The sequence below is a fragment of the Alcaligenes sp. EGD-AK7 genome (assembly GCF_000465875.3).
GTDB classification, from domain to species: Bacteria; Pseudomonadota; Gammaproteobacteria; order Burkholderiales; family Burkholderiaceae_B; genus Alcaligenes; species Alcaligenes phenolicus.
On record NZ_AVOG02000001.1, the window covers coordinates 978,205 to 998,032 of the forward strand.

At 56.9% G+C, this 19,828-nt stretch carries 22 protein-coding genes; 14 read left to right on the forward strand and 8 right to left on the reverse strand.

Going from position 1 to position 19,828, the window contains the following annotated elements:
- Positions 1-82: 82 nt before the first annotated feature.
- The gene (clpS, locus tag N879_RS04580) at positions 83-406 is read right to left on the reverse strand and encodes an ATP-dependent Clp protease adapter ClpS (RefSeq protein WP_009455699.1); all 324 of its coding nucleotides are present in this window, start codon (positions 404-406) and stop codon (positions 83-85) included.
- A gap of 165 nt (positions 407-571) precedes the next feature.
- On the opposite strand from clpS, the gene N879_RS04585 reads away from it, so the two are divergent.
- Together N879_RS04585 and N879_RS04590 are read left to right on the forward strand one after the other, a co-directional pair.
- Positions 572-817, forward strand: coding sequence for a cold-shock protein (locus N879_RS04585; protein WP_003801483.1), 246 nt, complete (start codon positions 572-574; stop codon positions 815-817).
- Between the two features lie 46 nt (positions 818-863).
- The gene (locus N879_RS04590) at positions 864-1,334 is read left to right on the forward strand and encodes a DUF192 domain-containing protein (RefSeq protein ID WP_009455693.1); all 471 of its coding nucleotides are present in this window, start codon (positions 864-866) and stop codon (positions 1,332-1,334) included.
- On the opposite strand, the gene pcaF is transcribed toward N879_RS04590, so the two are convergent.
- Positions 1,335-2,540 carry a 3-oxoadipyl-CoA thiolase gene (pcaF, locus tag N879_RS04595; RefSeq protein ID WP_009455691.1) on the reverse strand — a complete coding sequence of 402 codons (1,206 nt, stop codon included), beginning with the start codon at positions 2,538-2,540 and terminating at the stop codon, positions 1,335-1,337.
- A gap of 383 nt (positions 2,541-2,923) precedes the next feature.
- Positions 2,924-3,745, reverse strand: a complete 822-nt coding sequence (locus tag N879_RS04600) for an acid phosphatase (RefSeq protein ID WP_009455689.1) — start codon at positions 3,743-3,745, stop codon at positions 2,924-2,926.
- Between the two features lie 252 nt (positions 3,746-3,997).
- On the opposite strand from N879_RS04600, the gene bfr reads away from it, so the two are divergent.
- A complete protein-coding gene (gene bfr / locus N879_RS04605; RefSeq protein WP_009455687.1) occupies positions 3,998-4,462 on the forward strand; it encodes a bacterioferritin in 465 nt (154 codons plus the stop codon).
- Between the two features lie 139 nt (positions 4,463-4,601).
- Here bfr and sodB read toward each other — a convergent pair whose 3' ends face one another.
- Positions 4,602-5,180 (reverse strand): superoxide dismutase [Fe], encoded by a 579-nt coding sequence (gene sodB / locus N879_RS04610; RefSeq protein ID WP_009455685.1) that lies wholly within the window; start codon positions 5,178-5,180, stop codon positions 4,602-4,604.
- 54 nt (positions 5,181-5,234) lie between these two features.
- The gene (gene xseA / locus N879_RS04615; RefSeq protein WP_009455683.1) at positions 5,235-6,581 is read right to left on the reverse strand and encodes an exodeoxyribonuclease VII large subunit; all 1,347 of its coding nucleotides are present in this window, start codon (positions 6,579-6,581) and stop codon (positions 5,235-5,237) included.
- Positions 6,582-7,006: 425 nt separating this feature from the next.
- Between xseA and N879_RS04620 the strand changes: the two genes are divergently transcribed.
- The 10 genes from N879_RS04620 to N879_RS04665 all read left to right on the forward strand — a co-directional run bounded on the left by N879_RS04620 (position 7,007) and on the right by N879_RS04665 (position 14,621).
- Positions 7,007-7,612: a MotA/TolQ/ExbB proton channel family protein gene (locus N879_RS04620; protein ID WP_009455681.1), complete on the forward strand. Its 606-nt coding sequence runs from the start codon at positions 7,007-7,009 to the stop codon at positions 7,610-7,612.
- Positions 7,612-8,016, forward strand: a complete 405-nt coding sequence (locus N879_RS04625; RefSeq protein WP_009455679.1) for an ExbD/TolR family protein — start codon at positions 7,612-7,614, stop codon at positions 8,014-8,016. Before N879_RS04620 ends, N879_RS04625 begins: the two co-directional genes overlap by 1 nt.
- Positions 8,013-9,092: a tetraacyldisaccharide 4'-kinase gene (lpxK, locus tag N879_RS04630; RefSeq protein WP_009455667.1), complete on the forward strand. Its 1,080-nt coding sequence runs from the start codon at positions 8,013-8,015 to the stop codon at positions 9,090-9,092. Before N879_RS04625 ends, lpxK begins: the two co-directional genes overlap by 4 nt.
- The gene (locus N879_RS04635; RefSeq protein ID WP_009455665.1) at positions 9,092-9,277 is read left to right on the forward strand and encodes a Trm112 family protein; all 186 of its coding nucleotides are present in this window, start codon (positions 9,092-9,094) and stop codon (positions 9,275-9,277) included. Before lpxK ends, N879_RS04635 begins: the two co-directional genes overlap by 1 nt.
- A gap of 1 nt (position 9,278) precedes the next feature.
- Positions 9,279-10,043, forward strand: a complete 765-nt coding sequence (kdsB, locus tag N879_RS04640) for a 3-deoxy-manno-octulosonate cytidylyltransferase (protein ID WP_009455662.1) — start codon at positions 9,279-9,281, stop codon at positions 10,041-10,043.
- A gap of 102 nt (positions 10,044-10,145) precedes the next feature.
- Entirely contained in the window at positions 10,146-10,802 is a 657-nt protein-coding gene (adk, locus tag N879_RS04645; RefSeq protein WP_009455661.1) for an adenylate kinase, read from the forward strand.
- Positions 10,803-10,865: 63 nt separating this feature from the next.
- On the forward strand, positions 10,866-11,630 hold the full coding sequence (locus N879_RS04650; RefSeq protein ID WP_009455658.1) for a 3-hydroxyacyl-CoA dehydrogenase: 765 nt from the start codon (positions 10,866-10,868) through the stop codon (positions 11,628-11,630).
- Between the two features lie 18 nt (positions 11,631-11,648).
- On the forward strand, positions 11,649-13,202 hold the full coding sequence (gene murJ, locus N879_RS04655) for a murein biosynthesis integral membrane protein MurJ (protein WP_009455656.1): 1,554 nt from the start codon (positions 11,649-11,651) through the stop codon (positions 13,200-13,202).
- Positions 13,203-13,258: 56 nt separating this feature from the next.
- Positions 13,259-13,522 (forward strand): 30S ribosomal protein S20, encoded by a 264-nt coding sequence (gene rpsT, locus N879_RS04660; protein WP_009455654.1) that lies wholly within the window; start codon positions 13,259-13,261, stop codon positions 13,520-13,522.
- A gap of 157 nt (positions 13,523-13,679) precedes the next feature.
- The gene (locus N879_RS04665) at positions 13,680-14,621 is read left to right on the forward strand and encodes a 2-hydroxyacid dehydrogenase (protein WP_009455653.1); all 942 of its coding nucleotides are present in this window, start codon (positions 13,680-13,682) and stop codon (positions 14,619-14,621) included.
- 55 nt (positions 14,622-14,676) lie between these two features.
- On the opposite strand, the gene N879_RS04670 is transcribed toward N879_RS04665, so the two are convergent.
- Positions 14,677-14,991: a DUF3579 domain-containing protein gene (locus tag N879_RS04670; RefSeq protein WP_009455652.1), complete on the reverse strand. Its 315-nt coding sequence runs from the start codon at positions 14,989-14,991 to the stop codon at positions 14,677-14,679.
- Positions 14,992-15,243: 252 nt separating this feature from the next.
- On the opposite strand from N879_RS04670, the gene argF reads away from it, so the two are divergent.
- Complete coding sequence (gene argF / locus N879_RS04675; protein WP_021446751.1) at positions 15,244-16,185, forward strand: ornithine carbamoyltransferase; 942 nt, start codon at positions 15,244-15,246, stop codon at positions 16,183-16,185.
- Between the two features lie 239 nt (positions 16,186-16,424).
- Here argF and N879_RS04680 read toward each other — a convergent pair whose 3' ends face one another.
- Both N879_RS04680 and N879_RS04685 read right to left on the reverse strand, forming a co-directional pair.
- Positions 16,425-17,132 (reverse strand): response regulator, encoded by a 708-nt coding sequence (locus tag N879_RS04680; RefSeq protein ID WP_009455639.1) that lies wholly within the window; start codon positions 17,130-17,132, stop codon positions 16,425-16,427.
- Positions 17,129-19,798, reverse strand: coding sequence for a sensor histidine kinase (locus N879_RS04685; protein ID WP_021446752.1), 2,670 nt, complete (start codon positions 19,796-19,798; stop codon positions 17,129-17,131). The genes N879_RS04680 and N879_RS04685 overlap by 4 nt, the downstream gene beginning before the upstream one ends.
- Positions 19,799-19,828: the final 30 nt, after the last annotated feature.

A 19,828-nucleotide genomic window follows, 5' to 3' on the forward strand; every position in this document is an offset into this window, starting at 1 on the left:
CACGGCAAGAGTAAAACTAGGGGTTAAAGCTATTCTATGACTAATTTGCCTGATCTGAACAATACGGTAAACCATTAAATGGTCAAGCATCAGGCACCGGCTCCATCACACACTGCAAAGGGTGCTGTTGCGACTGCGCCAGTTGTCGCACAATTTCCACCTTGGTGGCGGCAATGTCGCGTGGATACACACCACAGACCGCCCGACCCTCGTAATGTACTTTAAGCATAAGCTGTTCGGCCTGCTCCGGGGTCTTGGCAAATACCCGCTCCAGTATATTCACCACGAACTCCATGGGTGTGTAGTCATCGTTGAGCAAGATGACCTGATACATGGGTGGTGGGGCAAGCCGCGCGGATTGGCGCTCTACCGTTGTGGCGCCTTGCTTATCGATCTCAATGGCCATAATACAGAACTAGGTGCTTTCCATAGGTTGACTGGGGGGAACAAAATTCAGCATCATCCGACTGATCGTGTCAACTTCACAATAAAAAGTGAGGTGCCGCGATCACAGGCCCAGGGAGGGGCCGAAAAAAGTATCAACCATACACTAAGTTGAGAGGCAGCAAGCATGTCGGAAACTACCACCACCGCAGGCACTGGAGACAATCAAAAACTATCCGGGACCGTTAAGTGGTTCAATGATGCCAAAGGCTTTGGGTTTATTACACCCGATAACGGCGGCGAAGATCTCTTCGCTCATTTTTCATCCATTCAGATGAACGGGTTCAAGACTTTGAAAGAAGGCCAGAAAGTTCTGTATGAAGTCGCCCAAGGCCCCAAAGGCAAGCAGGCACTTAATATTACTTCGCCTTAAGATCTCTTGCGCTCTCGATTCTAACAAAAGCAGGTTCGCAACACACATGCAGTATCGCACTACGACTACGGGGCCTGCGCGCCCTGTTTTTTTTGCCTGTCTTCTGGCAGCGCTTTGTATTAGCGCCCCGGTCCAGGCGAATGAGACTCTTCCCACCCTGACACTATCCCTGGGTTCCAAACAAATCCAGGCGGAAGTGGCCGATCGCGACGAGACTCGTGCACAAGGTTTGATGCATCGAGAAAGCCTGGCCCCCGATCACGGCATGTTATTCGTATTCGAGCAAAGCGGAATGCCTTGCTTCTGGATGAAGAATACGCCTCTGCCGCTGGATATCGCCTTCATTACTGAAGAAGGCACGATCACCAATATCGAGGCCATGCAACCCTTTGATCTTCAATCCCACTGCCCGGTGCGACCTGTGCGCTATGCCTTGGAGATGGAACAAGGCTGGTTCAAGCAAGCAGACAAAAAGGCCGGTGAGACAATCACCGGCCTGCCTGCCCTGCAACCTTAGTTAGACGCGCTCAAGAATCAAAGCCACGCCCTGGCCGACACCAATACACATGGTGCACAGGGCGTAGCGTCCGCCTGTGCGATGCAATTGGTTGATAGCCGCAATCGCCAGACGCGCACCACTGGCACCCAGAGGGTGACCCAGCGCAATCGCGCCCCCGTTCGGGTTCACGCGAGGATCGTTATCAGCCAGACCCAGCATGCGAGTCACCGCCAGACCTTGAGCGGCAAAGGCCTCGTTCAGCTCGATCACATCCATTTGATCCAGAGTCAGACCCGCCAAAGCCAGCACCTTCTGGCTGGCAGGTGCCGGGCCAATACCCATGATGCGTGGCTCCACACCAGCAAACGCCATGGCCACCACACGAGCGCGCGGAGTCAGGCCTTGGGCTTCGACGGTTGCCTTGTTGGCAACCAGCAGCGCGCAAGCACCATCGTTCACACCCGAGGCATTGCCCGCGGTCACGGTGCCATCGGCACGCACGACAGGCTTCAAGCGAGTCAGGGACTCCAGAGTCGTGGCACGTGGGTGCTCGTCCTTATCCACCACAATGGGGTCGCCCTTGCGCTGGGGAATGATCACAGGGGTAATTTCTTCAGCCAGAATGCCGGCTTCCTGGGCAGCGGCCGCACGCAGCTGGCTATTCAGGGCAAACACGTCCTGGTCTTCGCGGGACACATTGAACTGCTGAGCCACGTTTTCAGCCGTTTCGGGCATGGAGTCCACACCGTACTGCTCTTTCATGGCTTTGTTGATGAAGCGCCAGCCAATCGTGGTGTCATAAATACCCGCGCTGCGGGAGAACGCCGTTTCAGCCTTGCCCATGACGAAGGGAGCGCGGCTCATGCTTTCCACACCACCGGCCAGGATGAAGGAGGCATCGCCAGCGCGAATGGCGCGAGCAGCCGAACCAATCGCGTCCAGGCCCGAACCGCACAAACGGTTCAAGGTCACGCCAGGCACGTCCACGGGCAAACCGGCTAGCAGAGCGGACATCCGTGCCACGTTGCGGTTGTCTTCACCCGCCTGGTTGGCGCAGCCGTACATCACATCATCCAGCTTGCTCCAATCGACTTGGGGGTTGCGCTTCATCAGCGCAGCAATAGGCACCGCACCCAGGTCATCCGCCCTCACAGCGGACAGCGAACCGCCATAACGTCCGAAAGGCGTACGAATTGCGTCACAAATAAAGGCGTCCTGACTCATGAAATTCACCCTGATATCTTGAATAAAATCACGCGAGAGCACTATGAAGAGCGCTCGAAATCTACTGTTTTGATAGTAGCGCTTGAGTACAGCCGGGTTTTTTCTGGTGATTCAGCATGTCCGCAGTGCGGTCATTTTAGCGCATCCAGTCCCGAACGATCCGGCGGTCTATGCGCCAAAGCGCCTTGTACAGTGACAAGCCGAATCCGCAGCAGGAAAAGCTTATTCAATTCTCATACCCGCAACGCCAGGTAATCACGGCATTAAGAAAACAAGGCGCCCTCGCACAGGAAAGCAGACGGAAGCCCTCTTTCCTGCACTCAAACCAATATGAGGACGCTCGTTTTTACAATCGCCAGCCGAACTACCCACTCAAAGCAGCGCTAGAACGGTTCGGCGCAATTAAGCGCTTGACCACTTGAAGCAACTTTCGCTTGTGCCAATTCTAGTCGGGCGGCCAGGATGTCAGCCTGGAAGGCCTCCTCACTCTGCACACGAGCCACCGCGGCGGCGCCTATCACACGCCCCGCCTCCACATCACTTTGCCAATGTACATTGCAAATGACACGGCTTTGACCGAAAGACAGGCCACGAGCCAGCAACTCATTACTTCGTTCGGGGCTGATCTGCGCCAACACTAGTGCCCATGCCCAGCCAGCAGCCGCATGGCCCGAGGGATAGGAACCATCATTGCGCAAAAACTCCTCATCCGCTGGCGTGCATGTATCTTCATTATGAAGATCGAAAGGACGCACCCGCTGATACTTGTTTTTGGCTCCGTAAGTGGATAGACCCGCATCAGGCAACAAGCGACGCATCATCTGATAAATAACCGGCGTGCTCTCTTGGTCGATTTGAACTCCCAATGCGCACGAATAATTCTGAGCGGGCCGTGGAAATACCAAGTCTGCATCTTGTTTAGCCAGTGCCCAGCGAGCTGACCCTTTTAGCTGCCCGGCAGCCCGACGCGCTTCTTCATCCCGGGCAAAGGCCGCACTATCTGCAGCCGGCGGCGGATCGAGGAGCATCACACTATCAGGCAGTTCAGTTTGGTCCAGGTAACCAGCCACCCGCTTGACGGAAGAGTGACTTTCCTTGACTTCCAAATGTGTAGAAGGCTGAGCGCTCAACTGACCCGTCGACAAAACCAAGACACTGCCCACCAGGCCCAACAAGGCAGGACGAACACGCAAAGCAGCAGACATAGCAGACCTCGACTAAAGGAGCAAAAAGCTCCAGTTTCGGAAAACGCCAACGGCCGCGTGAAGCTCTTGACCCGGCTGAGATCGGTAAACACTGAAGCTGCATCCCGGCACGATTGGAAGACAAGCCGCGATCTTGCCATTGCAGCCGCCAAACTGAATAGCGTGTTAGCCATTTGGTGCCACAGATCAAGCACCCTCATGGCCTGCTCATGGCATACTTCCCCCGTTGGCATCCTCTACAGGCTCATCATCATGCAAGGCAAGCCCGAAGTCCTCGACTATCTGAATCAACTGCTGCGCGGCGAACTCGCAGCGCGCGACCAGTACTTTATCCATTCCCGCTTTTACGAGCATCTGGGTTTCACGCAGCTTTACGAGCGCATGAACCACGAAATGGAAGAAGAAACACAGCACGCTGACGCCCTGATACGCCGCATCCTGATGCTCGACGGTATTCCCGACATGCGCCCCAATGCGTTTGAACCCGGCAAGGACGTGGTCGGCATGTTGCGCAAGGATCTGGAACTGGAATATGAAGTTCGCGCTGCTCTGCAAAAAGGCATAGCACTGGCAGAATCCGCCAGCGATTTCGTGACACGCGACATCATTCTGGCCCAGTTGCGCGACACGGAAGAAGACCACACCTACTGGCTGGAGAAGCAATTGGGCCTGATCGAAAAAGTGGGCCTGGAAAACTACCAGCAATCCCAGATGTAAGGTCTTCAAAAACAAGGCACGGCAGCACACGCCCTATGGCTTGTTTTCATTGACGCCATAAAAAAACCGCCAGCATGCGCATGGCGGTTTTTTTATTGCCGGGTAGCTCTCCAATGAGCGCTACCCTCAACCAGGATGATTAACCCAGGTTCTTGGCTGCAAAGTCCCAGTTCACCAGGTTCCAGAAAATTTCCAGGTACTTGGGACGGGCATTGCGGTAGTCGATGTAGTAGGCGTGTTCCCACACATCACAGGTGATCAGGGCGACGTCGTCGGAAGTCAGCGTCGTGCCAGCGTTGCTGGTGTTGACGATGTCCAGGGAACCGTCGGCCTTCTTGACCAACCAGGTCCAGCCCGAACCGAAGTTGCCAACGGCAGACTTGGTGAAGGCTTCTTTGAAGGCGTCAAAGCTGCCCCATTTGGCGTTGATGGCATCAGCCACTTTGCCGGTAGGAGCGCCGCCGCCGTTAGGGGACAGGCTGTTCCAGTAGAAAGTGTGGTTCCAAACCTGAGCAGCGTTGTTGAACACGCCACCGGAGGATTTCTTGACCACATCTTCCAGGGAAGCGTTTTCAAATTCGGTGCCAGCAACCAGATTGTTCAGGTTGGTGACGTAAGCCTGGTGATGCTTACCGTAGTGAAACTCCAAAGTTTCCTTGGAGATATGTGGCTCAAGGGCGTTGAGTTCGTATGGAAGAGCTGGAAGAGTGAATGCCATTTCAATTCCTTCTAAAAAAAAACCGTGTTTGGTATCCAACAAGGACGACGCAGCCTAGAGCAGATCGTGCGTGCGCACCACATCCACCGACACATGACCGCGACTCAACTCGACATCGAGTCGTTCACCAATCTTTAAGTCTAACGCATTTTTTACAACTTTCCCCTCGCTATCCCTGACTATGGCATATCCACGATTGATGATAAGGCGCGGGGACAAGGCTTGCAGCGTTTGCTGGGCCGCGGCCAGGCGCTGGCGACGCAAAACCAGCGCATGATCCAGACCTTTTTCCAGCCGTTGGAAAAGCATATTCAGATTTTGCTGTCTTGACGTCAGCTGAGGAATGCTGCGCTCCAAACGCGCCCTCAAGGTAGTCAGGCGCAACGCAGCAGTATCGGGGACGCTGCGAGCCACACGTTGCAGCCTTTGGGTCAGATGATCCAGACGTTGCTGCTGCTGGGCCAGGCGTTGATGCGGAGAGACCAATTTGGCTACCGCCCGATCCAGACGCAGAGAGGCCCGATCCAGATGACGCTGCACACCGTGGCTCAGCGCGCCCATGCGCGCAAACACCTGTTCCAGTAACTGATCGCGCCCCAGACAGGCCAGTTCGGCGGCGGCGGTTGGCGTGGGTGCGCGCAAGTCAGCTACAAAATCAGCAATGGTGAAGTCTGTCTCGTGCCCCACCCCACTAATAATAGGGATAGGACTGGCCGCGATCAGACGCGCCAGACCTTCGTCGTTAAAAGCCCAGAGATCTTCCAGGCTACCGCCCCCACGTACCAGCAAGAGCGTATCAACCTCGGCCCGCTCAATCGCGGTTTCCAGAGCTTGCCGCAATCGCGGCGGTGCTTCTGCTCCTTGGACCGGAGCAGGATAAATAATGATGCGCACGTGCGGAGCACGACGCTCCATCGCAGTCAGGACATCCCGCAAGGCCGCGGCTGCCAGGGAAGTGATAATACCTATGCTGCGCGGCAAGGTGGCAATAGGACGCTTGCGTTCCGGCTCGAACAGGCCTTCGCTTTGCAACTGCCCCTTCAGACGCAGAAACGCTTCGTGCAAATCCCCCAGCCCGGCGCGGCGCATGCCTTCCACCTGAACCTGGAAGTCTCCGCGTGCCTCGTACAAGGTAACCGAGCAACGAAACTCGAAGCGCTCGCCCGCACGCGGCACAAATCCCACGGCCTGGGCTCGCCCCCGAAACATCACGGCACGAACAGCCGCCTTGTCATCCTTGATGGAAAAGTACCAATGCCCGGAAGCGGCCTGGGTAAAGTTGGACACTTCACCGCTAACCCAAACGACGGGCATGTGCTCGTCCAGCAACTGGCTGACACGGCGATTCAACTGTGCCACGGTCCATACCGCAGGTGCTCTAGATTCTTGATAATGCATCATATTCTTTGTTTTTTACTCGCCCCGAACTAGTTTTCCACCGCTCCGTATCCACAACTGTCATGCTTTTGTCAAATAGACGCCAAGACAATGGCTTCCGTTGAACACCTGATGCAGCACTTTACCGAAACCGGATAAGCCATTGAAATTAAAGACTATTTATAAAAACACCAAGATGGTCGAAAATTAGCCAGAGAACCTCTAAACCACCGCCCGAGCCACTATGGGATGTTTTATACACAGAATTATCCACAGTTTTTGTGGATAGTTTTAGCACTACACCTATTACTTCAAATACATCAGGGGTTTGGCCGTGCTTTGTGGGAAAAGACCGTAAAGTGTACCGCGCTCGCGCCGGAACATTCCCGCAATGCGGACAGGGGCTCTACAATAAGCGCTGATTTATTTCGTGACCGGATAATAGACTCGTGCTTACTTTGATCCATGCCGCTGGCTGGCCTGTCTGGTTCCTGCTGGCCTGCTCCATTCTTGCCCTGGGTTTGATCCTGGAGCGTCTTTTGGCTCTGCGCAGCAAACGAATTCTACCGGCCGGACTGGCACGCCAGATCAGCGAGCTGACGGCCCAGAACCGGATTCAGGACGAGTCCCTGCCCCGCCTGTACGATAACTCCCCTTTGGGTCGAGTATTAGCTACCGTACTGAAAAACCGCCACCAAGCTTCCGCCGTACGTGAGTCCGCGGTCGAAGCAGAAGGCAAAGACATCAGCTACCAATTGAACAAGTACATTCCGGCACTGGGCACCATTGCCGTGATAGCCCCTTTGCTGGGCCTGTTTGGTACGGTTATTGGCATGATCGACATCTTTGCTGCCTACGACCCCGCCGGTGGCGACCCCAGCCTGATTGCCCGTGGCATTTCCGTGGCCCTGTACAACACCGCCCTGGGGATTCTGATTGCTGTCCCGGCCATGATCTTTCACCGCTACTTTCGCAGCCGTGCAGACTACCTGCTGCACTGCCTGGAAACGGAAGCGGGTGCGCTGGATCGTCTGTTGGCGCAGAGGGCCGTCTAATGCGCTTTCGCCGAGCCCAAGACCAGGACACGCTGGAACTGAATCTGGTGCCCTTGATTGATGTTTTGCTGGTGGTGCTGATTTTCCTGGCTGCCAGCAGCACCTTCGTGCGCTATCGCCAGTTGGATGTTTCCTTGCCCCAGGCTCAGGCCCAGGCCGCCCAGACCACGGAACTGCTTTTGGCCATCAGCCAGGACGGGCGCTACGCCTTGAACGGCATGTGGCTGGATGCCAGCAGTGGTTCTCCCCTTAGCCACGCCTTGTCGAGCGAAAAGACTGACGAAAACAGCAGCCTGCTGATTCTGGCCGATGCCCAAGCCCCCCACTTTGCGGTGGTCCAGGCTATGGAGGCCGCCCGTCAGGTTGGCATTCATCGCATTCACTTTGCGACCCAGGCCCCATGAGTGCGCGCGTCCGCCTGACTCATTGGCTTCACCAGCAGTGGCAGAAAAAAGGCTGGTTCAGCCTTGTGATGCGCCCGCTTTCAGCGCTGGCTGCGCTCTTCGTACAGCGCAAGCAGCAACGCTACGAGCAAGATCCCGCCGCATCCTACCGCAGCCCGGTGCCGGTGATCGTGGTGGGCAATATCATCGTGGGTGGCGCAGGCAAAACCCCCGTCGTCCTGGCTCTGACCGAGCAATTGCGCGCCCTGGGATGGACACCCGGCATTGTCAGCCGAGGTTACGGGGTAGAGATCGGCCCCAGCCCGCGCGTAGGCCAGGGCCAATTAGCCGCCGAACAATTTGGCGATGAACCCGCCCTGATTGCCGCCCAAACCCGGGCCCCCATCGCCGTTCACCCTCGCCGTGCGCTGGCGGCCCAGGCTTTGCTCGAGAAATATCCGGCAGTCGACCTGATTATTTCGGATGACGGCCTTCAACATCTGGCCTTGCAACGCGATATGGAAGTCGTGGTACAGGATGCTCGCGGTGTAGGAAATGGCTTGCTGCTGCCAGCGGGACCATTGCGTGAAAGCCCAGAACGCCTGCGTCGCGTGGACTGGCTGATCAGCCAGATTGTGGCCGACCAAACGCCGCCTTCCACCCCTCAACCCGCCGAGCCTGGCCGCGCCCTGAGCATGAGCCTGCGTCCTTATCAGCTGGAGCACCTGAGTTCGGGCCGTCGCCTGAGCTGGTCGGACTGGTATCAGGAATACGGCCAGCAAGAACTGCAGGCGCTGGCCGCCATTGGCCAGCCCGCCCGTTTTTTCACGATGCTGCGCGCTTGTGGTCTGCATCTGAGCCAGACTTTCCCCCTGCCCGACCATGCCGCCTTGCAAGCTCAGGACTTTCAGGTCCTGCATGAGGGGCCGGTACTCATTACCCGTAAAGACGCCGTAAAATGCCAGCACCTGAACGACCCACGCCTGTGGGTTGTGGATGTCCAGCCCGTGTTTTCACGCCCGGACTGGATTGCTGAACTGGATAGCCTGCTGCGCGAACGGCGCTCAACCTTACCCACATTACCCGGAGTTCAATAATGGAAGCTCGCCTACTCGAAGTGCTGGTCTGCCCCTTGTGCAAAGGCCCGCTGCGCCACGACCGCGAACAGCAAGAATTGGTCTGCAAGGCCGACAAACTGGCCTTCCCCATTGTGGACGGCATCCCTACCATGCTGATCAACGAAGCACGTCAACTGGACGCGCAGGAACCTTCCAGCAATTGATATGACTTTTTCCGTCATCATCCCTGCCCGCCTGGGTTCCACCCGTCTGCCCAACAAACCGCTGGCCGACATTGCTGGCCAACCCATGATCGTGCGTTGCGCTCAACAAGCCGCGCAAAGCGGGGCGCGTCAGGTCTGGGTGGCGACGGACTCACCGCAAGTGCTGGAGGCTGTCCAGGCACATGGTTTCAATGCCTTGCTGACCGATGCAGAACACCCGACCGGCACCGACCGTCTGGCCCAGGCCGCTCGCCTGCTGGAGCTGTCCGAGGACGAGATCGTGGTCAATGTGCAAGGTGACGAACCCCTGATTCAGCCCGAACACATCAATGCCGCCGCCGAGCTGCTGGCGCGCAGCGAACAGGCCGACATTGCCACGCTGGCCGCGCCCATCAAGAACGCCGAGACACTCTTTAACCCCAATGCCGTCAAAGTGGTTTGCGACCTGCAAGGCCGCGCCCTGTACTTTTCCCGCGCTCCCATGCCCTGGGCCCGCGACGCGCTGGCCGGTGGCGAACAGGTACTGGCCGACGGGCTTCCCGCATTGCACCATATTGGCCTTTATGCCTACCGAAATCGCTTCCTGCAGCAGTACGCCCAGCTACCTCGTGGGCCACTGGAACACTTCGAGTCTCTAGAGCAACTGCGAGCCATGGAAAACGGCTTCCAGATTATGGTTCACCGCCTCCAGGAGATTCCTGCTGCCGGGGTAGACACCGAACAAGACCTGGAAAGAGTACGCGCTCACTTCGCAAATCGGTTATAAAAGATCTTTTTTCTGCTCTATCCGAATAAAAAATGCGCTAAATATGCTGCAACGCATCATACTGAAGCGAGAATCGGATCGACGCATTTCCTGGAGGAATTCATGCGACTCATACTGCTCGGGCCCCCTGGTGCCGGCAAAGGCACTCAAGCTGCTTTCATCACCGAGAAATTTGGTATTCCACAAATTTCCACGGGCGATATGTTGCGTGCCGCTGTCAAAGCCCAAACCCCGCTGGGTGTAGAAGCCAAAAAAATCATGGACGCCGGCGGCCTGGTTTCGGATGACCTGATCATCGGCCTGGTACGCGATCGCCTGCAAGCAGCCGACTGTGAGCCCGGCTACCTGTTCGACGGTTTCCCACGCACGATTCCCCAGGCTGATGCCTTGAAGGATGCCCAGGTCAAACTGGACTTCGTGATCGAAATCGACGTACCGGAAGAAAGCATCATCGAACGCATGAGCGGCCGCCGTATCCACGCTGCCAGCGGTCGTAGCTACCACGTCACCTTCAATCCACCCAAAACCCCGGGTGTGGACGATGTGACGGGCGAACCCTTGCTCCAGCGCGACGATGACCGCGAGGAAACCGTACGCCACCGCTTGTCTGTCTATCGCGAGCAGACCCGCCCTCTGGTCGATTACTACTCGCAATGGTCAGCCACCGGCGACCCAGAAGCTCCGGCCTATCGCAAGATTTCCGGCGTGGGCAGCGTCGATGAGATCCGCCAGCGCATTGTGGACGCCCTGGCAAGCTAAGTAAGTCAAGATTCAGCCGGCCCCAAAAGGGCCGGTTGTTTATTATCCAAGGGAGACAAGCTCATGCAAATCAATAACAAGACTTTTATTGTCACCGGCGGCGCATCGGGTCTGGGCGCAGGCACCGTACGTATGCTGGTTGAAAATGGCGCCCGCGTGGTGATCGCCGATATTCAGGACGAGGCCGGTGAGGCTCTGGCCAAAGAGCTGGGCCAACTTTATCAGCACTGTGATGTTACTTCCGAGCAAGATGCCCAGGCCGTCGTGGATCTGGCTTGCCAGGACAGCGCCCGCCCCCTGTTCGGACTGATCAACTGTGCCGGCGTGGCTCCTGCCTCGCGCACGGTAGGACGCAATGGCCCGCACACGCTGGACCTGTTCCAGAAAACTGTCATGATCAACCTGGTCGGCACCTTTAATATGTGTCGTCTGGCGGCCGCGGCCATGGGCAGCAATACCCCAGAAGCCTCGGGCGAGCGTGGCGTGCTGATCAACACCGCTTCGGTAGCCGCCTATGATGGCCAGATTGGCCAAGCCGCTTACGGTGCTTCCAAAGCCGGTGTGGTCGGTTTGACCCTGCCTCTGGCCCGCGATCTGGCCCAGACCGGCATCCGTGTCATGACGATTGCTCCCGGCATCTTCGGCACCCCCATGATGTTTGCCATGCCTCAGGAAGTTCAGGACTCCCTGGCGGCCAGCATTCCTTTCCCATCGCGCCTGGGTCGCCCTGAAGATTTCTCCCAACTGGTGCAGAGCATCATCACTAATGAAATGCTCAATGGCGAAACCATCCGTCTGGATGGCGCTATTCGTATGGCACCAAAATAACTTTCTGTATCGGCTCCAATGGGTTTGTTTCGCTCAGCGGCCACAATTAGTGGCCTGACGCTGCTGTCTCGTATCACCGGACTGGCACGCGATATTCTGATTGCCCGCGCCTTTGGGGCGGGCCCGCTCACCGACGCTTTCTGGGTGGCATTTCGCATTCCCAATCTGCTGCGACGCCTGTTTGCAGAAGGAGCGTTTTCACAAGCCTTTGTCCCCATCCTGGGGCAGGTGCGCAAGGAGCACGAGCAGGACAAGGTCCAGCAATTGCTGGACCGCGTCGCCCTGCTGCTGACCTTTGCTGTCATGCTGGTCACTGCCATTGGCATTGTTGCGGCCCCCTGGGTCGTCAGTGCCATGGCCAGTGGCCTGACCGCCCCCGAGCGACAAACCGAATTTGGTGCCGCCATCACCATGACGCGCATGATGTTCCCCTACATCATCTGCATGTCGCTGGTGGCTTTTGCCTCTGCGGTACTGAACACCTGGAGCCGCTTTGCGGTTCCGGCTTTCACTCCTATCCTGCTGAATCTGTCCATGATTGGCGCCAGCCTGTTTCTGGCCCAGCATATGGAAACACCCATTTACGCCCTGGCCGTTGGGGTGATGGTGGGCGGTCTGGCCCAATTGCTGGTGCAATGGAGCGCATTGGCCCGTCTGGGCCTGTTGCCACGATTCTCGCTACGACTGGGTGAAGCGCGCCGCGACCCTATCGTGCAGCGCATTCTTAAACAGATGCTGCCCGCCATTCTGGGCGTTTCTGTTGCGCAGATTTCCCTGCTGATCAATACCAATATCGCCACTTGGCTGCAGTCCGGCAGCGTGACCTGGCTGTCCTTTGCCGACCGTCTGATGGAGTTCCCCACTGCCCTGCTAGGTGTGGCACTGGGCACGGTCTTGCTGCCCAAGCTGTCGGCCGCCCATGCCGGCAAGGACGACAAGAACTACAGCGGCTTGCTGGACTGGGGCCTGCGCCTGGTCCTGCTGCTGGGCCTGCCTGCCGCCCTGGGCATGGCCTTACTGTCCGACGGCCTGGTCGCCACCCTGTTTCACTACGGTGCGTTTGCTGCCGCTGATGTTGCCCAGACCAAATTGGCAGTCGGTGCCTATTCGGTTGGCCTGGTGGGCCTGCTGGCCATCAAGATTCTGGCCCCCGGCTTTTACGCCCGCCAGGATATCCGCACTCCCGTACGCATCGCCATTGCCGTCCTGATCATTACCCAGCTCTTTAACCTGGTACTGGTGCCTACCTTTGCCCATGCAGGGCTGGCCTTGTCGATTGGCCTGGGTGCCACCGTCAATGCGCTGACCTTGCTGGTCATGCTGCGAAAGCGCGGGATTTACCAGCCCAATCATGACTGGTTACGTTTTTTCCTGAAGATTATTCCCGCCCTGGCTGCTCTGGCCACCGTCCTCTTGCTGGCTGACCGTTATATCGACTGGATCAGCCTGGGAGCCACGCCCCTGCTGCGTGTGCTGTATCTGGGCGGCGTGTTGCTTGCCAGCGGCATTTCCTATTTCGGCATGTTGTTTATCGTAGGCATTCGCCCCTCTTACTTTACAAAGCGGGCTTAGTATCCTAGAATAATTGTCTTTGCCGATTAAACTTTAAAACTTAGGCTTTATTAAAAATGGCTAATTCCGCACAAGCACGCAAGCGCGCCCGCCAAGCAGTGGCTCGCAACAAACACAACGCCAGCATCCGTTCCATGCTGCGTACCGCTATCAAGCGCGTTCGCCAGGCTATCGAAGCCGGTGACAAAACCGCTGCTAACGAAGTATTCCGCAAAGCGACCAGCATCATTGATCGCGTTGCCGACAAGAACATCATTCACAAGAACAAGGCTGCCCGCCACAAGAGCCGCCTGTCTGCTGCTATCAAGGCCCTGGCCTGATTGCTGAAGATTTTTAATGGTTTAATCGGCTCTGGCCTAAAAACCAGTTAGAAAGGGGGTGCTTAGCACCCCTTTTTTATTAGCCACAAAACCATTGCCTGAACATGCAGGCCAATCATGCTAAGTTATGGATTTGCTTTTTCATTAGCGAGTCCCCATGACACGTCCCATCGTGCTGCAACTGGCATCTTTGGCCCAGCACCCTTCTTTTGACGAAATCGACCGTCATTTCGAGCGCATTGTCCTCCAGGACCTGAACCAGCTCTCTGCCCAGCAGATCGAACGCGTACAGGTACTCCTGACCAGCGCTGTCACTGCTACCCCCGCTTCCTTGATGGACCGCCTGCCCGCTTTGAAAGCGATTTGCAGCGTAGGGGTAGGCTACGACTCCATCGACGTACAGGCCGCCAAAAAGCGCGGTATTCAGGTCAGTACCACTCCTGATGTTCTGAACGATTGCGTGGCCGATATGGCCTGGGCCTTGATGCTGGATGCGGCTCGCCGTGTGACGGAATCGGATCGCTACGTGCGCGCCGGTCTGTGGGACAGACCCAATGGTTTCGGGCTGGGGACGCGGGTCAGCGGCAAGAAGCTGGGCATTGTGGGCTTGGGACGCATTGGCCAGACCATTGCCCGCCGCGCCAGTGGCTTTGATATGGAACTGCGCTATCACAACCGCCGTCCACGTCACGATGTGCCCTGGCACTACGAGCCTTCCCTGATCGAACTGGCCCATTGGGCAGACATCATGGTGATTGCTGCCGTCGGTGGCGATGAGACACGGGGGCTGATCAATATAGACGTGCTGAACGCCTTGGGTCCCAAAGGGATTCTGGTCAATATTGCCCGCGGCAGCGTGGTCGATGAAAGCGCACTGATTGCCGCCCTGCAGGAAGGACGACTGGGCTCTGCCGGGCTGGATGTGTTCGAGAATGAACCCCAGGTGCCCCAGGCCTTGCGCGATCTGAACCAGGTCGTTCTGGCACCGCACACGGCCAGTGCAACGCACGAGACACGCGAAGCCATGCTCTCGCTGACGCTGGAAAATGTATTGCAGTATCAAAAAACCGGCAAAGTGCTCACGCCGCTTACCGTATAAAAAACAAGTCGCCTACCGTTTTCGCGGTGGCGACTTATTGAATGCGCTGTCTGAATCAGGAATCGACAGGGTCCATATTGTCGGGGTCAATGCCGCTGGTTTTTAAATTATTATCATCGGCAAAGCCACAGACGAATTTCCAGGCCAAAGGTTCAAGCTCTCGCAGGCGAGCATCCACCACTACACATCGCACGCCGTCAATCAATCGCGGCACCACATAGGGCGAATAGGTCAGATGACCACCCATCGCCCCAGCGGGACGAAACTGGGACATTACACCGGCCAAGCGTTCTGCCCAATCACTGGGACGAAAGCGCTGATCCTGCCGGGTCACACCATGGATTACAAGTTGCTTCACTGGCTCTGTCATAACAATTAATCGCTCATCGTGCAGTTCAGGTATGCTGCACCTTTTCCTTTCTCGCCACGCATTGTATCCGATCGCGGCCACGCAAAGCCCGGGATTCAATAAATTAGCCGCTTGACAATTTATTGCTAATCATTACTTTGCCCTCTCGCTTTATTCCAAAACCAAACGGTTTCCCCTTCCCCGCCACAGACCGGCTTTGCTCTTAATAGCCGGACAGGTTAAGATGGCTTTCTTTATCCGCAGGATTTTTTTATGGATGCCATCGTGCAAGCAGGACCGCTTCGGCACTTTCTGCAATTTCGCGACTTTTCTCACGACGAAATTTTATATGTGCTGGAACGCGCACGCCTGATCAAAGACAAGTTCAAACGCTATCAGCCGCACCACACATTGCACGACCGCACCTTGGCGATGGTTTTTGAAAAAGCCAGCACCCGTACCCGTGTTTCGTTTGAAGCCGGTATGTATCAGTTGGGCGGTTCGGTCATTCACCTGACCACCACCGACTCGCAGCTGGGCCGCTCCGAACCTATCGAAGATACCGCCCGCGTGGTTTCACGCATGGTCGATATCGTCATGATTCGTACCTTCGAGCAAACCCGTCTGGAGCGCTTTGCCTCCCACTCGCGTGTGCCGGTCATCAATGGCCTGACCAACGAATTTCATCCTTGCCAGATTCTGGCCGACATCTTCACCTTTATCGAACACCGTGGCGATATCAAGGGCAAGACCGTGGCCTGGATTGGTGACGCCAACAATATGGCCTACACCTGGCTGCAAGCGGCGGAAATCCTGGGCTTCACCCTGCATGTGTCGGCCCCTAACGGCTACCACCTGGAATCCGATCGCACCGGCAACCCGGATTCCAGCATTCTGCGTGAATTCGACGACCCACTGGAAGCCTGCAAGGGCGCGCACCTGGTCACCACCGACGTGTGGACCAGCATGGGTTACGAAGACGAAAACGAAGAGCGTCGCAAAGCCTTTGCTGACTGGTGTGTGGATCAGGAAATGATGGATGTGGCCGACCCAGAAGCCATCTTCATGCACTGCCTGCCCGCTCACCGTGGCGAGGAAGTAACCGGCGAAGTCATTGACGGCCCACAAAGCGTGGTCTGGGACGAAGCCGAGAACCGCTTGCACGTACAGAAAGCGTTGATGGAGTTCCTGATTCTGGGTCGTCTGGAAGCCTGAGTGCTTCTACCCGGAGCAGACTTTGCTCAATGACATAAAAAGGGGATACGTCGTATCCCCTTTTTAATACCGGATCGCTTCACACGCCTATTCAAACGGGATTCAAATAATCCCTTTGAATATACGTTCTAAACTGGCGTACTGCTGATCCTTTAACCGCCAAACTCAAGTCCTGAAAGCGTCAGGCAATGCGATAAGCGATCTCAAGCAACACCGCCCACATCAACACCAGATTCGCTTTACTCCTGTATTTCCAAACCCGCCAAGCGATAGCCAACCTGCAACTCAGTCAGTAAATACTTGGGTTGTGCCGCATCCTCTTCCAGCTTTTGGCGCAGCTGCATCATGTACACCCGCAGGTAATGAGGCCGATCGGAATACGCCGCTCCCCAAGTTTCATGCAGCAAATGTTGGTGCGTCAGCACCTTGCCATGTCCCCGGATCAAGGCCGTCAGCAAGCGAAACTCGATCGGTGTCAAATGCACCGCCTCCCCGTCCCGCGTGACCTCATGGGAGGCCAGATCCACCTGCACGTTCCCAAAGCGAACCCGCGAAGAAGCCGTCTGAACATTCGGAACCAGCTGAGAGCGCCGTAACAAGGCCCGGATCCGGGCCAGCAGCTCCGGTACGCCAAAGGGCTTGACCAGATAATCGTCCGCCCCTGCATTCAAGGCTGCTACTTTTTCTTCCTCTCGCTCACGCGCCGACAGCACCAGAATGGGCGAATACACCCAGCTGCGCAGATCACGAATCAAGTCCTTGCCATCCCCATCGGGCAGACCCAAATCCACAATCATCAAATCAGGGCGACGGGTTGCCGCATCCATGCGCGCCTGCGCCAGCGTGCTGGCCTCAATCACGGACATGCCTTCCTGCTCCAAGGCAATTCGCACGAAACGACGAATATTGGATTCGTCCTCCACGATCAGTATCTGGGCTTTGTTCATGTCAGTAGCTCGTCATCATCCATACGGGGAGCCGCTTTCCAGGGCAGGCGAATCTCGAAGATCACGCCATGGGGCATACGCGGCTTGGCGCTGATCGTACCACCATGTGCGGCAATAATCGTGCGACACAGGCCCAGGCCCAAGCCCACACCTGCCACAGAGGACTCTTTCTGCCCCCGGGTAAACGTATCGAACAAGCGCTCGGGATCACCGGGCGGCAAGCCTGGCCCGTCATCACTGATCATTAAATACATGAACTGACCCGAACACAGGCCGCGCAGGGAAATCGTACTGGTGACGGGCGTATATTTGGCGGCATTATCCAGCAGATTCGTCACCACTCGCTCCAGCAAAACACCATCCACCTCGATCAAAGGCAGGTCGGCCGCAAACTCGGTCACCACCTTGCGAGGCTGCAAAGCCGCTGAGCAACGGGCAACGGCAATCCCCACAATCTCGCCCAGGGCATGCCATTCCTTATGCAACTTCACCCCTTCGCTTTGCATACGCGCCAGATCCAGCAGGTTGGATACCTGGCGGCGCAATTCGTCCGATTCAATGCGGATCGATCGGGCAATATCCGTGCGCTCGGTTTCACTCAAGCCTTTGGGCTGCTCCAGCGTTTCTGCCAGGCCTCGAATCACGGTCAAGGGCGTGCGTAAATCGTGCGAGACAGCGGATAGCAAGGTATTGCGCATTTTCTCCCCCTCCATGCGCAGCACCGTATCCTGGGCGATTTCCACATAATGAATTCGCTCCAGAGCCTGGGCCAAGGTAAAGCAACAAGCATCCAGCAAGCGCCGTCCATCCGGTGTCCTCAAGGAAGCGGCTCCGCCGGACTGCACCACCAAGACCCCACGCGGGGCCATGGGGCCTTTCAAGGGCAGATACAGGGCACTGGCACCGCTCAGGGTTTCAGTGCCATTACCGGCGGCTTCCATATGATCAAACACCCACTGCGCCACCGATAGCTCTACAAAGCCTGTATGACGAGTCGCTACCAACTGGTTTTGCTGATCCGGCACCACCAGTACCACCTGCATCTCGAACAAAGGTTCCAGCGTATCGCGGCAGACCGCCAGGACTTGTTCCAGGGCCAAGGCTCCGGCCAAGTCCCGGCTGACACGAGTCAATGCCGCAGCACGGCGTTCACCATCACGGGCAGCCCTGGCTTCGGCCTGCAGCTTGGCAGCCAGTTGGCCAATAATCAGCGCCACTCCCAGCATGACGCCGAAGGTAAAGACATATTGGGTATCCGTTACCGAAAAGGAATAGCGCGGCTCGACAAAAAAGAAGTCGAAAAACGCCACTGACAGCAAAGAAGCCCATACTCCCGCCAGTCGTCCCAAACGCAGGGCAATAAAGACCACAGTGATCAGGAACAGCATGATCACGTTGGAGAGCTCGAAAAAGGGCAAGAGCTTCTCGGCCAGCAAGGTGGTCACAACACAAATAATGGACGCAATCGACAAGGCCTTGCCTTGTGCCATGGGTTGTTCCAGCTCCAGGGGCCGTATGGGCCGCTGTACCGTATCCATACGCAGCAGCAGCAAACCAATTTCAGGGTTGCTGCGCGCCAGGCGCTCGGACAGGCGAGTGCGCCAGGGCCAGATAGATCGCGCTGACGAGTTTCCCAGAATCAGCTTGGTCGCATTGCGTTGACGGGCATAGGCCAGAATCGTATGCGCGACATCCTGCCCGGCAATATTGGCAAATTCGGCTCCGGCATGCTGAGCACTGGCCGCCAAGCGCACCAGTGCTTCCTGCGCCTTGATCTGCCCGCTTTCCTGCGGCGTATCCACATGCAGCACAATCCAGGGCGTCTGCAATTGCTGGGCCAAGCGCGCCCCCTCCCGAATCAGAGCTTCCTGGGCGCTATCGGCACTGACGCATACCATCAGTAACTCACGTGTCGGCCAAACTGTCCGTATCGCATGGGAGATCCGATACACATGCACGTCCGCATTGACCCGATCCGCCACCCGGCGCAAAGCCAACTCACGCAGAGCAATCAGATTGCCGCGACGAAAGAAGTTCTGACGCGCGTGGGCCACCGAGTCGGCCAGATACACTTTGCCCGCACTCAGACGAGACAAGAGATCATCCGGCGGCAGATCCACCAGCAAGACATCGGCCGCTCGATCGAAAATCCGGTCTGGCACCGTCTCCCGAACCCGTACCCCGACAATGCCGCCCACCACCTCATTCAGGCTGTCCAGATGCTGCACATTGAGCGCGGTATACACATCAATGCCCGCATCCAGCAATTCCTCCACATCCTGCCAGCGCTTGGCGTGTCGACTGCCTTCAATATTGGAGTGCGCCAGCTCGTCAACCAGCAGCAGCTGATAACCCGAGGCCAAGGCAGCATCCAGATCAAACTCCGTCACCGCCCGCCCCTGACGTTGATACTCCTTGCGGGGCAGCACGGGCAAACCGTCAATCAGAGCCTGGGTTTCCTGGCGGCCATGGGTTTCCACAATCCCGATAGCCACGGACACGCCCTCGGACTGGCGTTGATGCGCCTCCTTGAGCATGGCGTAGGTTTTCCCTACGCCCGCACAAGCGCCGAAGAAAATCTTGAGCTGCCCACGACGAGGCTGGTGCGGATCCTCGCCAATCACCTGCAGCAGCTCATCCGGGTCCGGCCTATCCTCAAGTGACATGAATCTGCACACTCCATCCAGAAAATTGCT